Origin of the sequence: Desulfosporosinus metallidurans (genome assembly GCF_001936615.1) — a bacterium.
GTDB lineage: Bacteria > Bacillota > Desulfitobacteriia > Desulfitobacteriales > Desulfitobacteriaceae > Desulfosporosinus > Desulfosporosinus metallidurans.
Genome location: NZ_MLBF01000003.1, coordinates 14464 through 27504 on the forward strand (window position 1 = coordinate 14464; position 13041 = coordinate 27504).

The window sequence follows — 13041 nt, forward strand, 5'->3', positions numbered from 1 at the left end:
GCTTATCCCACCTTCCCTTTACGCTCAGCCCGTTTAATCATATCCCACTGCATATCTCCCGGTTCATAGACTGCGTTTTCGTAATCCTGAGTTACCGTTAAGGCCTTGGTCGGACAAGCTTCTGTGCACATACCACAGAACAAGCACCGGCCAACATCCATATGATAAGACTTAAGCACTTTTTTGTTGTTTTCATCTTTTTCGCTCGTCAATTTGATGACTGAGTTAGGACAGGCCATGGCACACATATTACAAGAAATACACTTATCAGGTTGCAGCCCCATGGAACTACGCACCTTGGTCGGAAGATTGGGTTTCACCTCTGGGTAAAACTCCGTGATATTCGGACCGACCATGCGTTTGAACGTGATGCCTAATCCTGTTAGTAAGCCTTTACCAAACACTATGTCACCCTCCCATCACGAATCGATAAATGTAGATTCCCAAACCCGTTAAAAAGATGTTTAAAATTGAAAGCGGTAACAACACTTTCCAAGCTAAGTGCATTAAATGATCGACACGAATTCTGGGGAAAGTCCAACGAACCCACATCATAAAGAAGATGATAATCCCGACTTTCAACCAGAACCATACCCAACCGGGCAAGAACATCGGCCCCTGCCAACCGCCAAGAAACACGGTTGCTGCGAGAGCAGACACTGCCGTCATATTTCCGTACTCTCCAAGGAAAAACAACCCCCAGCGGAGTCCCGTGTACTCAGTAAACGGTCCTGCAACAACTTCTTGATCCGCTTCAACTAAGTCAAACGGTGCACGGTTGACTTCTGCCAATCCAGCAATGATATAGATTACAAATGCCAAGGGTTGCAGAACAATAAAGGGTATGGTTGCCTGCGCTTTTACTATAGTGCCTAAATTAAACGATTGCGTGATCATGACAACCCCCAGCAAAGAGAAAAGCAAAGGGATTTCATAACTGATCATTTGGGCAACAGCCCGCATGCCACCAAGCAAAGAGTATTTATTATTGGATCCCCATGCTGCCATTAAAAAGGCCAGTGTTGAAATAGCGGAGATCGCTAGAAAATAAAAAATTCCTAAATCGAGATCAATGGGTGCCATTCCATTTCCATAAGGAATGACAGCTAAGGTCATCATCGGGAGTGAGAAGATAATCATTGGCGCAACTTTAAAGATAAACTTATCAGCACCTGCTGGCGTAACATCCTCTTTCCCCATGAGTTTCAAGGCGTCTGCTATAGTCTGGAACCATCCGCGCGGACCAAGACGATTAGGGCCTGTCCTTTGTGACGTCCAACCTGCTATTTTACGTTCAAGTAAAATCAAAATCAGAGCAGCCAGCACAATAATGACAACCACGACGATAAAATTAATTACATCCATGGTTAAATTAGCCCAAACTGAGTGGGGATCCGCAAAAAGACTACGGATGGCAGCCGCAATAATCAGAAATAGATTATTTAAAGTCTCCATCTTATTCTCCCCTCATTGGAATTTACTACTTATCGACTTCACCCAATACAGCGTCCAACGTTGCAAAAATCGCGATAACGTCTTGGATTTTCCATCCCACAGCCACAATTGGGAGCATCTGTATGTTAATGAATGTGCCTGGGCGGATACGAACCCGAGACGGTTTCGTCGTTCCATCACTAACGATATAGAATCCCAGCTCCCCTTTGGGGTTTTCTACGCGGTGATACACTTCACCAACCGGAGGTTTGATAACTTTAGGTACCTTGGCCATAATCGGTCCTTCTGGAATATCACGTACCGCTTGCTTGATGATCTTAATACTTTCAACGATCTCGTCCATCCGGATTAAAGTACGGTCATAACTGTCGCACCCCGTACGAACCGGTACCTTGAAGTCAAATCGGTCGTAGATGCTATAGGGTTCCGCTTTACGTACGTCATAATTCACTCCTGACGCTCGTAAGACTGGACCTGTAATAGAGAGGTTTTCCGCGAGCTCCTTAGATAAAATACCGATGTTCTTCAATCGACCTTGAGTAATCTCATTCCCTAAAAAGACACCGTAGTATTCTTCGAGCATCTCGGGTGTATCATCAAGGAACGCTTTTAGAGCCGGCCAAAATTCTGCTGGTGGCTCTGCGCTCAATCCCCCTATGCGCATGATATTAACGGTCAAGCGACTTCCAGCAGTCATCTCAAACATATCTAAGATACGTTCGCGATCACGGAAAGCATAAGACCATGCCGTCCACCCAGCAATATCGAGCGCTGTACTCGCAATCATAACCTGGTGGCTGGCAATCCGAGCAAGTTCTCCGAAAATGACCCGAAGATATTCTGCCCGCTCAGGAATTTCAACACTCATAAGTTTCTCTACAGTTTGAACATAGGCCCAATTGTTATGCGGAGATGCCAGGTAATCCAAACGATCCGTATATGGGATAAACTGTGAATAGGTTCGGCTTTCCGCTAGTTTTTCCATTCCTCGATGGAGATACCCTAATTTCGGTTCAATTTTTGTAACGGTTTCACCCTCTAGATGGACCACCATACGAAACACGCCGTGCATACTCGGGTGCTGGGGGCCCATGTTCAAGACGAGTTCTTGTGTATTTTTAACAGCCATGGTTTTCCCCCCTATTCCCCTTCTGTGCGTTGGCGCACGACGTTTCGAAGCTCAATCGGCTCGGTTACATAATCCTTGCGCAACGGATAACCTTCAAAATCATCCCATAGATAAATTCGCTTTAGATTGGGATGCCCTTTAAATATAATTCCGAACATATCATAAGCTTCACGCTCAAGGTAGTTTGCACCTTGCCAGATCCTAGTCGCTGAATCGATCACCGGATTTTCGCGTTCAACGATCGCCTTCACGCGTAAACGCTGTGGCCCGCGGAGGCTTGACAATTGATAGACCACTTCCAGATGATCGACAAGGTCTAATCCACACAAATCGTGCAGAAAGTCACATGGAACATCGGGGAAGTTTTTAGCCCCAGTTAGAGTTTCCATAATATAAGGTGCTTTAACTTTTAAAATAAGTGCCCCTACACTCTCTTCTACCTCGCCATTGACCCGGATTGCAAGCTCTTCAATCCGTTGTCTTAATACTTTATTTTCCATTTCTCATTAACCTCACCTTAGCGGGATTGGAAACCTTATACTGAAGTTGTAAAAGCCCGTAGAGCAATGATTCCGGCCGTGGAGGACAGCCAGGGATATAAACATCCACTGGAACAATCTTATCGACACCAGCCATCATCGCATAGGAATCCACAAAAGGTCCCCCTGCGTTTGCACAACTTCCCATCGCAATAACCCATTTTGGTTCAGGCATTTGGTCATAAATACGGCGCAACAGTGGTGCCATTTTACGAGTACAAGTTCCAGCCACAATCATAACATCCGCTTGACGAGGGGAAGCACGAAAAACCTCCCAGCCAAACCTTGAAATGTCATAACGAGGTCCGCCCGTAGCCATCATTTCAATCGCGCAGCAAGCTAAACCAAACGTGACTGGCCAGAAAGAATGCCCGCGAGCCCAGTTTAGAAGTTTATCAATGTTGGTAACCAGAACGTTTTTTTCCATTAACGCTTCGTCCTCGCGAAGCTGTTTTTCTAAGGCTACATCCACTCTAAAGCACCTTCCTTCCAAGCATACCAGAAGCCGACCAAGAGAATGAGAATAAAGACGAACATTTCCACAAAGGCAAATGTTCCAAGCTTTTGGAATGTGAGCGCCCACGGATATAAGAAAACTGTTTCAACATCGAAGGCGGCAAATACTAAGGCATACATGAAATAATTACTTTTGAATCCAAGCCAGGTCCGACCAATGGTCTCATTACCACATTCATAAGTCGTTAGCTTTTCTTTGTTCGGTTTTTTGGGTGCCAATAACTTTGGCATGATCATCATAATGATCGAGACAGCTATTGCCCCAACGAGAAACACTCCTACTCCTGCAAAATTATTATCAGGCATCCTCCTAACCTCCTTTCCTTAAAATTCCTAGGCTTATCTATAAAACCAAATTTAAGGTCCAAACCCCTGAGGGCTGGTCCATGAATTTGGCCTAATGCGGCGTTATCTACCAGCATCTAAATAACGGAAGACCCTTGTTTCACCGGAGCAAAACTCCTGCGATGAAGAGGGCATGGTCCTAAACGCCGCAAAACCTTCATATGTTCACTCGTACCATATCCTTTGTTTTTGGAAAATGTATATTCCGGATAAAGGGCATCTAAGTCAACCATCAAACGGTCACGAGTCACTTTAGCCAAGATCGAAGCCGCTGCGATGGTGGCACTCAAACGATCCCCCCCCACTAAAGGGAGCTGTGGCAAATTTACAGCTGGGAGTTGCACTGCGTCAATCATTAAATAATGTGGACGAACTGTCAATCCTTCGATGGCGCGCTTCATGGCCAACTTCGTCGCTTGTAAAATGTTCAAGGCGTCGATCTCGGCCGGTTCAGCACTTCCAAGCGCATAGTCAATTGCTTGGGCTTGAATCTGAGTGTAAAGTTTTTCTCGTTTGCTCTCCGTCAACATTTTGGAATCATTAAGACCGGGTAAATCAAACAATGACGGTAGAATGCAGGCAGCAGCGACAACCGGCCCAGCCAAAGGGCCACGCCCTGCTTCGTCAATCCCTGCCAGCAACAGGAATCCCTGGTTCCAGAGTTTCTTCTCTTCCACCAGCAGTAGCTGAATACGGGCCTGTTCTCGCACTTGTGCCTGTTGATCTTTGACAAGACGCACAGCGAGGCGCCGAACTCCTTGACGTGGGTCATTTTGGCACGCACAAAGCATTTGAGGGGAAGGGTCGTTATACAGTGCTTCTTCTACTTCCCTCACATTCATCTGGGATAACGGCTGCACACTTTTCTCCTCTTCTCTCCCTAGTTCTGTTTCGACATAGGATACGAATTTCCTTTTTCTAGCGTATAAGTTTAACTATACAGAATTAACTAAGCATTAAAATTATCTATGCCCATAGAAATTTACTCAGGAACATAATCCATCGTTATTGGACCTAGTTGGCCCATACGAAGTTCACGCAAGAAAATTTGAGCAGCTTTTAACGTATCTACACGCCCACCGTGAATCAAGCATCCCCGTTTTCGTCCCAAACTATCCAACGTGACCTCTGAATCCGAACCCTGATAGCGTTCTAAGGCCTTGGGGGAATGCAACTTGAGCCAGTCCATGATCCAAGTCGATAACTCTTCAATATCAAACACATCATCTTTTATCGCCCCAAGTGCTGCCAACTTTCGTCCGACATCAATCTCTTCAAATTTAGGCCACAACATTCCTGGAGTATCTAAAAGTTCCACTCGATCATGAATCCGGACCCATTGATTTCCTCGGGTCACGCCCGGTTTATTACCCACTTTAGCTTGTGCTCCACCCGTCAATTGATTAATCAAGGACGATTTTCCAATGTTTGGAATACCAACAATCATGACCTTTATCATCTGCTGACGAATCCCTTTTTCAGCCTGCCTTGCTTGTTTGGCTAGAACCATGCGTTCTAGTTCAGGTATAATCTGTTTAATCCCAACCCCAGTAGTTGCGCTAACTGCATAGACTGGAGTTGACGTTCTTAGGAAAGAGAGCCATTTAGACGTCCAAAGGGGATCCGCCAAATCCGCTTTATTAAGCAGCACTAATCTCGGTTTATTGCCAAGGAGGTTAAGAAGCATTGGATTGCGGCTACTAACCGGAATTCGAGCATCGGCAAGTTCTAAAACAACATCCACCCATTTAATTTGTTCCGTTAAGAGACGTCTTGCTTTAGCCATATGCCCCGGAAACCATTGAATTGTCATGAAAATTCCACTTTACCCTTCTAAAAAGAATTCACAAAGTACTTCTAAATTTAAAAGAACCTAAATCGTTGAAAGGGGTAGTATACCAACCAAGCCTTTCCCAAAAGGTAACTTTTGGGGAGAAGACCCCATTCACGCGAATCCTCACTCTCACGCCGATTATCCCCCAAGACGAATACCTTCCCCACTGGAACGACTTCTGGGCCGTAAGGAGGGTAATCCCCTTGTTTTACATAGGGTTCCTGAATAACACTTCCATTTACAAAAACTTGATTGTCGCGAAGCTCAACCTTCTCACCCTCGGCGGCAATAACTCGTTTTACGAACGTCCGCTTTGTATCCTTGGGAAAAGCGAATACGACAACATCCCCTCGGGTTGGAGCCCAAAGTCGATACGCAAGGCGATTGACGAGAATGCGATCTCCTGGAACCATACCCGGTTCCATGGAAGGAGATGGAATCAGATAGGGTTGAAATACACCCCAACGTAATAATCCACCGATCACTAACATTGCTCCAATTATACCCAAAACCCATTTTGTTTTCGATCTCTTAAGTTCCATCGATTCGCTCCCCTCTTGCACTACTCTTTTAGTATGAACAAGATTCATGGGAGCATACACAAAAGAAGGTTAATTGGTTAGAATAGCTCTTTGACCTGAAGATTCAAAATATTCAATTCGTTTGTGGCGTTACGCACGACATGAAGGTCTGACTGGTAAAAAAAAAGAGCCAGATTACTCCAGCCCTTTTTTTAATCTTAGACAGTGCGACGATCGCGAATTCTTGCCGCTTTGCCCGAAAGTCCGCGTAGATAGTAAAGCTTAGCCCGGCGAACGACACCCCGACGCGCCACCTCAATCTTATCCAAGCGAGGTGAATGCAAAGGGAAAGTACGTTCTACCCCAACGCCAGCAAAGACACGACGAACCGTAAAGGTCTCTCTGATGCTGCCACCTTTCATTGCGATGACAAGCCCTTCAAAAACCTGAATACGTTCACGGGTTCCCTCAACGATGCGTACGTGAACACGCACAGTATCACCAGGACGGAAGTGAGGAAGATCCTTTTTCATCTGCTCTTCTTCAATCATTCGAATATAATCCATTATAAAATTCCCCCCTTCCTTGCTTAGATGTTCATACACTGATTTTCAGCGAGCGGACCATCCCTTATCAAGCCTATTTATCTTATCACAACCCTTTTAGCTATGCAACTTACAATTTAAAATCGGTCCTCTAAATCCCGAACCTCTAAGTTTTAATGTCCCCGAAGGCGATCCAAAATAATGGCTACCGCAGAGCGTACCGATAAATGATTATAATCTGTTGGTCCGTAGATTGGCTCCAAAATTCGATCCATCGCTTCAACATCTTCTTTGAGTAGTCCCCAACCTGTACCAAACAATAACAGAATTGGCGTTTCCTTAGTTTCAATCTCCTCCCGGAGCTGTGCATAAGTGACGGTATTGGAGTATTTGCGCGCATCCGTCGCCACTTTAATAGGATTAATTCCGTGTTCTGCTTCAATTTCTGCATAAACTTCAGCCAAATTCTCCGCGATTCTCACCCTCGCGAACGCTTCTTGGCGATCTGGATTGTACTCCGCACCATAGCCCTCTTGCCAAAAGCCCATAATACGTTTGGCCAACTGGCGCTGTGCCTCAGCAGGATGAACCACAAAATAGCGTTTTACACCAAACGTTGTTGAACACCGAGCGATATCATGAAGATCCAAATTTGTTATCGAAGTTGCGACCGTCTCCATATTTTTATTGTACACTGGAGCATGGACTAAAGCTAGGTATATGTCTGCCACGGAGATTCCTCCCAATATTCTTCTAAAATCAGAGTCTCTCTGATTTTATCTTGAGTTCCATTTATTTAACCCGGTTTAATTTGGTGCCGCCTCCGTCGTTTGGGCTGTGGACAAAGGTGCTCCCATTTTACTCGCCATGGAGCTATCTCCGGGTGTTCAAGGATGAGCTCTTCCAAAAGCGGATAATCCTCCGCCTCAAAACTAAACGCTTCGATTAAGTCTGGTCGCCGCAAAAAAGTGCGCCTGAGAGACTCTTTTCTTCGCCACTGCTTAATCAAAGCATGATGCCCTGATAACAAAACTGTTGGTACCTGTTGCCCTTCGAAGTCAGCTGGGCGCGTATACTGAGGATATTCCAAGAGTCCTATGCTGTGTGAGTCTTCCTCAGCGGAAGCATCTTCTCCAAGCACTCCGGGAATAAGCCGCACCACGGCATCGATCATGACCATCGCAGCCAACTCTCCGCCAGTTAACACATAGTCCCCAAGGGAGGCTTCTTCATCAGCCAATTCCCGGATTCGTTCATCAAAACCTTCGTAATGTCCACAGATAAAAACCAATTCCTCTTGCTCTGACCATTGTTTAGCCTTCTCTTGGCGAAAGACCTGTCCTTGTGGTGACATGAGAATAACCTTTCGCTTACCACATAGCTGGGGTAAATCCCGAATCGCTGCAAAAATTGGATCAGGCTTTAAGAGCATGCCTGCCCCCCCGCCATAAGGAACATCATCCACATTTTTATGTTTGCTGGTCGCGTAGTCCCTGAAATTTACAAGACGAATCTTCAACAATCCCGCTTCTTGGGCGCGTTTAAGAATACTTTCTTGAACTGGAGAAAACATTTCTGGAAATAACGTTAAGACTGTAATTTGCATCATCAGCTCTTAACCCTCCAACAGCCCTGGGGGGAGTATGACATCCATACGTCGCCCTGAGACATCGACCTTTTGGACAACACTTTTAAGTGCCGGGACACAGAGTTCGCCTTTAGTGCCCTTAACTACATAGACATCGTTGGCTCCAGTTTCTAGGACTTGAGACAACGTGCCTAACAAAATATCCCCCTCGTAAACCTGCATCCCTTCCAGTTCGAAATAATACCACCCTTCTTGGAGAGGAGGAACCTCTGAGCGGTCAATCCGAACCTCCCACCCGCGGTACTTATCTGCTTGGGTGATGCTTTCAATACCCTTAAGGGTCAACAATACCAAATCCATCTGAACACGGGCAGAAATAATCTCAAAGTGTTGATCGATCTTGCCGCTCCGCAAAATGACTTCCTGCAGTTTAAGAAACCGTTCTGGGTCTGTCGTTAACGGGTAAATTTTCAGCTCACCGCTATTCCCATGCGGACGCAACACTTCTCCGATCAGCACTTCATCCATACTCTTACACCTTTCGATAGATAATTTTAAAACATTGAGAAGGGCACAAAGCCCTTCTCAATGTCATTGATCAATGTCCATATGAACTCGACGGCCATCTTTGACGGCTGCCGCTTTAACCAGCGTACGAATAGCGTTCGCGATCTTCCCCTGTTTTCCAATAACCTTCCCCATATCTTCAGGTGCGACAGTCAGTTGCAAATGTACGCTCTTGTCTGTCTCAGACTGGGCAACCATAACTTGCTCGGTTTGATCGACCAACGCTTTCGCGAGGATTTCTACAAGTTCCTTCACAGGAACCACCCCCCAAACACTACACTTAGTTCTTGGACTCGTGGAATTTTGTTAAGATACCAGCTTGACTGAGCAACGACTTAGCGGTATTCGAAGGCTGTGCACCTGTTGATAACCATTTCAAAGCCTTTTCCTCATCGATGTTCAAAACGACAGGGCTCTTTGTTGGATCATAATATCCGATTTGTTCAATGAAACGTCCATCACGGGGAGCTTTAGCATCCGCAATAACCATACGATAGAAAGGATTCTTTTTCGCACCAATGCGGCATAAACGAATTTTGGCAGCCATGTTTTTCACCTCCTTATCAAATTATCCGAGGTTCGAAGTTCGAAGTCCGAGGTTCGAATGTCTTACATTCAATATCGCACATCGCACATTTAGCCCCTAGATTAGTTCAACTAAACTTCAAGATGGAGTTTAAAACTCCGTTCAAAGTAAGTTAATTATATAAACAACGCTATAGTATAGCGTGTGTCCATCTATATTCGATGTTCGAGGCGCGATGCACGAGGCTCGAAATCTAATCTAAGATTCGTGCCGCGCGCCCCGTGTTGTGTCACACAAGTCCACCTAAAACGTCGGGAACTTCATTCCCTGTTTCTTCCCTTTTTTACCCTTTTTGCCTCCCCCGAGCATCCCCATGCCACCTGGGCTAGCAAATTGCTTCATCATTTTTTGCATTTGTTCAAACCGTTTCAGAAGACTCCCGACTTCTTGAACAGACGTGCCACTTCCTTTGGCAATTCTTTTTTTACGAGAATCTTTAATGAGCGCTGGTTTGCGGCGTTCTTCGGTCGTCATCGAACGAATGATGGCTTCAATATGAGCCGTATCTTTTTCGTCAATTTGAACATCTTTTAATTGTTTGCCCACTCCCGGAATCATTTCTAAGATCGAGGAAAGCGGACCCATTTTCTTCATCTGCTGCATCTGATCCAGGAAATCATCGAGGGTGAATTCTTGTTTACGCAGCTTCTGTTCCATTTCTTTCGCTTTTTTCTCGTCGAAAGACTCTTGGGCTTTCTCGATCAGGGTCAAGACATCGCCCATTCCCAAAATTCGTGAAGCCATACGATCTGGATGAAAGGGTTCTATGGCATCCATTTTTTCGCCCATTCCGGCAAACTTAATGGTACATCCCGTCACTGCTTTAATGGAAAGGGCAGCTCCTCCGCGAGTATCCCCATCCAACTTCGTGAGGATAACTCCATCAAGACCCAGTTCTTTGTGAAACGATTCCGCAACATTAACTGCGTCCTGACCGGTCATTGCGTCGACGACTAATAATATTTCATGGGGTTTCACTGCGGTTTTAATATCCCGAAGTTCTCCCATCAGCTCTTCGTTGATGTGCAAGCGGCCAGCCGTATCGATAATGACCACATCTTGTCCATTAGAATTGGCATGCTTAAGGCTAGCTTTGGCAATTTCCACTGGGGATTCCTGCCCCATAGAGAATACCGGTAGTTTTAACTGTTCGCCTAAAACCTGCAATTGCTTAATTGCTGCAGGACGATATATATCGCACGCCACCAAGAGCGGATGCTTCCCTTGCTTATTTAGCATATTGGCCAATTTCGCGGCATGGGTTGTTTTACCAGCCCCTTGCAACCCTATCAACATAATCACAGTAGGAGGTTTTGAAGCGATAAGAATTTTACCAGTCGCCCCACCCATCAGTGTAATCATTTCTTCATGTACAATTTTAATGACCTGTTGTGCAGGAGAAAGAGATTCTAAGACATCCAGCCCAATCGAGCGTTCTTTCACCTTAGCCACAAAATCTTTGACAACTTTAAAGTTAACATCTGCCTCTAATAAGGCTACGCGCACTTCGCGCATTGCCTCGTTGACATCCGCTTCTTTTAACTTGCCCTTTCCTTTAAGCCGTTTAAAGGTTTCTTGGAGTTTATCGCTGAGACCCTGAAACATACCTGTCCCCGCTTTCGATTTAATTTCAACCGAAGCTTTAGCTTATTCTTTAAACCGCTGAGATGTTAATAAAAACATCTTCGATCATGGCGCGTATCTTCTGATGCCGTTCCCATGCTGAATTACTAGAAAAGTCCCGCCCGCTTAACCCTTGCAACAAGGTTTGCACTTCCATTAATTTCTGGCGTTCTGTCCAAAACCGCTGAACGAGTCCTAATTTTTCCTCGTATTCTGTGAGAATTCGTTCTGTTCGTTTGAGTAAATCATGAATAGCCTGACGGCTAATATGTTCCGCCTCGGCAATTTCAACTAAAGAAAGGTCTTGTTGATAATGGAGATCCCAGACGTTTTGTTGCTTTTCCGTAAGTAGAGGGCCATAAAAATCTGCTAAGAGAGCCATTTCGGTGAGTTTGTCCATTCCAACCCTCCTGTAAAGTATTTTTACTTTACTATCGGATTCTAGACTAAAGTTTGTGGTTTGTCAAGGACTATTACTTGTCCATTAACTCAGCCGAAATTCGCTTTGCCCGGGTTTCCGCTTCTTGGCAAACTTTACTAACATCCATTGTCAAAAGTTTTCGTTCTTCCATGAGAAGTTTACCATCAACCATCACCGTGCGTACGTCCCCAGCATGAGCAACATAAACCAGATGCGCTGGGATAGAAAACCGAGGATAGAAATGAGGTTGATCCATGTCGATCGTAATCAGATCTGCTTTGAAACCCGGGGCCAGCATTCCGACATCCTCTAGTCCGAGGGTTTGAGCCCCTGCAACGGTTGCCATTTCCAATACTTCATAAGCAGGCAGCACGGTTGAACCCTTGCACAGTTTTTGTTGAAAAGCTGCAGAACGCATCTCCCCAAAGAGATCAAGGTTGTTATTGCTCGAAGCACCGTCGGTTCCGAGGCTAACGACAACTCCTTGGGCCCGCAACTCAATAATAGGGGCAGTTCCACTGTTCAACTTCATATTGCTCTCCGCATTGTGGGCGACACAGACGTGCTTGCGAGCCAAAATCTCCATATCTTCTGGGGTTAGATGGACACAGTGCGCTGCCACAACATGCCCTCCGAAAAGCCCAAGCTCATCGAGCCACTGCACAGGGGTTTTTCCGTACTGATCTTGTAAGATCTTAATCTCATCTTGAGTCTCAGCCACATGAATGTGAATTCCCACACCCAAGCGATCTGCTTCTACTTTCACTTTGCGGAGATACTCTGCTGAACAAGTATAAGGGGCGTGAGGACCAAACATCACGTTCACTCTCCCAGCGCCTGCTCCGTGATAACGCTGAACTAAGTCAATGCTCTCTTGTAAAGCCCTATTGCCATTCGGACCATTCCCGATAAGCCCCCGAGCAAGGACAGCTCGGGTACCTGCCTTGAGTACTACTTCTGCCACTTGATCCATCGAAGCATACATATCCAGCATTGTAGTCGTTCCAGAGCGAATCATTTCGCAAAGCGCCAGCGCTGTCCCCCAATAAATATCCTCATCCGTTAATTTATCTTCAAAGGGCCATACCTTCTCATTGAGCCAAGGCATGAGGGGTAGGTCGTCTGCATAGCCCCTAAGCAATGTCATAGCGGCGTGAGTATGAGTGTTAATTAAGCCCGGCATAACTACATCATTTGGCAAATCAAGAACACGATCGGGCACGAACCCTGCTGGAGCAGAACCCAGTTCTCCTACCGAAATAATTCGATCATCCTCAATACAAATTTCTCCTTGGGGATAAAACCTATCCGGCCCTGTCATGGGCAAAACCATAGCTTGAATTAAAACTTTGGACATTCGTTCCATCTCCTT

At 45.6% G+C, this 13041-nt stretch carries 18 protein-coding genes; all 18 read right to left on the reverse strand.

All coding sequences use genetic code 11. From position 1 onward, the window contains the following. Positions 1–2: 2 nt before the first annotated feature. A complete protein-coding gene (locus DSOL_RS02755) occupies positions 3–404 on the reverse strand; it encodes a NuoI/complex I 23 kDa subunit family protein (protein WP_075363367.1) in 402 nt (133 codons plus the stop codon). Between the two features lie 4 nt (positions 405–408). Next, positions 409–1455, reverse strand: coding sequence for an NADH-quinone oxidoreductase subunit NuoH (nuoH, locus tag DSOL_RS02760; RefSeq protein ID WP_075363368.1), 1047 nt, complete (start codon positions 1453–1455; stop codon positions 409–411). Positions 1456–1480: 25 nt separating this feature from the next. Next, positions 1481–2584 (reverse strand): NADH-quinone oxidoreductase subunit D, encoded by a 1104-nt coding sequence (locus DSOL_RS02765; protein WP_075363369.1) that lies wholly within the window; start codon positions 2582–2584, stop codon positions 1481–1483. 11 nt (positions 2585–2595) lie between these two features. Next, the gene (locus DSOL_RS02770) at positions 2596–3084 is read right to left on the reverse strand and encodes an NADH-quinone oxidoreductase subunit C (protein WP_075363370.1); all 489 of its coding nucleotides are present in this window, start codon (positions 3082–3084) and stop codon (positions 2596–2598) included. Further along, entirely contained in the window at positions 3074–3595 is a 522-nt protein-coding gene (locus DSOL_RS02775) for an NADH-quinone oxidoreductase subunit B (protein WP_075363371.1), read from the reverse strand. The genes DSOL_RS02770 and DSOL_RS02775 overlap by 11 nt, the downstream gene beginning before the upstream one ends. Then, complete coding sequence (locus tag DSOL_RS02780) at positions 3586–3945, reverse strand: NADH-quinone oxidoreductase subunit A (RefSeq protein ID WP_075363372.1); 360 nt, start codon at positions 3943–3945, stop codon at positions 3586–3588. Before DSOL_RS02780 ends, DSOL_RS02775 begins: the two co-directional genes overlap by 10 nt. 116 nt (positions 3946–4061) lie before the next feature. Then, the gene (locus DSOL_RS02785; protein ID WP_170871424.1) at positions 4062–4844 is read right to left on the reverse strand and encodes a ribonuclease HII; all 783 of its coding nucleotides are present in this window, start codon (positions 4842–4844) and stop codon (positions 4062–4064) included. 122 nt (positions 4845–4966) lie between these two features. Next, the gene (ylqF, locus tag DSOL_RS02790) at positions 4967–5797 is read right to left on the reverse strand and encodes a ribosome biogenesis GTPase YlqF (protein WP_075363373.1); all 831 of its coding nucleotides are present in this window, start codon (positions 5795–5797) and stop codon (positions 4967–4969) included. A gap of 50 nt (positions 5798–5847) precedes the next feature. Next, positions 5848–6360 carry a signal peptidase I gene (gene lepB / locus DSOL_RS02795; protein WP_075363374.1) on the reverse strand — a complete coding sequence of 171 codons (513 nt, stop codon included), beginning with the start codon at positions 6358–6360 and terminating at the stop codon, positions 5848–5850. A 197-nt stretch (positions 6361–6557) separates the two neighbouring features. Continuing rightward, positions 6558–6905, reverse strand: a complete 348-nt coding sequence (gene rplS, locus DSOL_RS02800; RefSeq protein ID WP_075363375.1) for a 50S ribosomal protein L19 — start codon at positions 6903–6905, stop codon at positions 6558–6560. Positions 6906–7057: 152 nt separating this feature from the next. Next, entirely contained in the window at positions 7058–7615 is a 558-nt protein-coding gene (locus DSOL_RS02805) for an RNA methyltransferase (RefSeq protein WP_075363376.1), read from the reverse strand. A gap of 65 nt (positions 7616–7680) precedes the next feature. Then, positions 7681–8493 (reverse strand): tRNA (guanosine(37)-N1)-methyltransferase TrmD, encoded by an 813-nt coding sequence (gene trmD, locus DSOL_RS02810; protein WP_075363377.1) that lies wholly within the window; start codon positions 8491–8493, stop codon positions 7681–7683. Positions 8494–8499: 6 nt separating this feature from the next. Continuing rightward, positions 8500–9000 (reverse strand): ribosome maturation factor RimM, encoded by a 501-nt coding sequence (rimM, locus tag DSOL_RS02815; RefSeq protein ID WP_075363378.1) that lies wholly within the window; start codon positions 8998–9000, stop codon positions 8500–8502. A 63-nt stretch (positions 9001–9063) separates the two neighbouring features. Next, the gene (locus tag DSOL_RS02820; protein ID WP_075363379.1) at positions 9064–9294 is read right to left on the reverse strand and encodes a KH domain-containing protein; all 231 of its coding nucleotides are present in this window, start codon (positions 9292–9294) and stop codon (positions 9064–9066) included. Positions 9295–9319: 25 nt separating this feature from the next. Continuing rightward, entirely contained in the window at positions 9320–9586 is a 267-nt protein-coding gene (rpsP, locus tag DSOL_RS02825; RefSeq protein ID WP_075363380.1) for a 30S ribosomal protein S16, read from the reverse strand. A 282-nt stretch (positions 9587–9868) separates the two neighbouring features. Beyond that, entirely contained in the window at positions 9869–11230 is a 1362-nt protein-coding gene (ffh, locus tag DSOL_RS02830) for a signal recognition particle protein (RefSeq protein ID WP_075363381.1), read from the reverse strand. A gap of 49 nt (positions 11231–11279) precedes the next feature. Continuing rightward, positions 11280–11648 carry a putative DNA-binding protein gene (locus DSOL_RS02835; protein WP_075363382.1) on the reverse strand — a complete coding sequence of 123 codons (369 nt, stop codon included), beginning with the start codon at positions 11646–11648 and terminating at the stop codon, positions 11280–11282. A 73-nt stretch (positions 11649–11721) separates the two neighbouring features. Then, positions 11722–13026, reverse strand: a complete 1305-nt coding sequence (locus tag DSOL_RS02840) for an amidohydrolase (protein ID WP_075363383.1) — start codon at positions 13024–13026, stop codon at positions 11722–11724. Between the last annotated feature and the right edge of the window lie 15 nt (positions 13027–13041).

What these genes read in the sequence shown, in the direction of transcription:
- DSOL_RS02780 (WP_075363372.1), bottom strand. Translation starts at nt 3,945, where the DNA reads ATGCCTGATAATAATTTTGCAGGAGTAGGAGTGTTTCTCGTTGGGGCA.
- DSOL_RS02835 (WP_075363382.1), bottom strand. Translation starts at nt 11,648, where the DNA reads ATGGACAAACTCACCGAAATGGCTCTCTTAGCAGATTTTTATGGCCCT.
- rplS (WP_075363375.1), bottom strand. Translation starts at nt 6,905, where the DNA reads ATGGATTATATTCGAATGATTGAAGAAGAGCAGATGAAAAAGGATCTT.
- DSOL_RS02770 (WP_075363370.1), bottom strand. Translation starts at nt 3,084, where the DNA reads ATGGAAAATAAAGTATTAAGACAACGGATTGAAGAGCTTGCAATCCGG.
- DSOL_RS02840 (WP_075363383.1), bottom strand. Translation starts at nt 13,026, where the DNA reads ATGTCCAAAGTTTTAATTCAAGCTATGGTTTTGCCCATGACAGGGCCG.
- rpsP (WP_075363380.1), bottom strand. Translation starts at nt 9,586, where the DNA reads ATGGCTGCCAAAATTCGTTTATGCCGCATTGGTGCGAAAAAGAATCCT.
- rimM (WP_075363378.1), bottom strand. Translation starts at nt 9,000, where the DNA reads ATGGATGAAGTGCTGATCGGAGAAGTGTTGCGTCCGCATGGGAATAGC.
- DSOL_RS02765 (WP_075363369.1), bottom strand. Translation starts at nt 2,584, where the DNA reads ATGGCTGTTAAAAATACACAAGAACTCGTCTTGAACATGGGCCCCCAG.
- ylqF (WP_075363373.1), bottom strand. Translation starts at nt 5,797, where the DNA reads ATGACAATTCAATGGTTTCCGGGGCATATGGCTAAAGCAAGACGTCTC.
- ffh (WP_075363381.1), bottom strand. Translation starts at nt 11,230, where the DNA reads ATGTTTCAGGGTCTCAGCGATAAACTCCAAGAAACCTTTAAACGGCTT.
- nuoH (WP_075363368.1), bottom strand. Translation starts at nt 1,455, where the DNA reads ATGGAGACTTTAAATAATCTATTTCTGATTATTGCGGCTGCCATCCGT.
- trmD (WP_075363377.1), bottom strand. Translation starts at nt 8,493, where the DNA reads ATGATGCAAATTACAGTCTTAACGTTATTTCCAGAAATGTTTTCTCCA.
- lepB (WP_075363374.1), bottom strand. Translation starts at nt 6,360, where the DNA reads ATGGAACTTAAGAGATCGAAAACAAAATGGGTTTTGGGTATAATTGGA.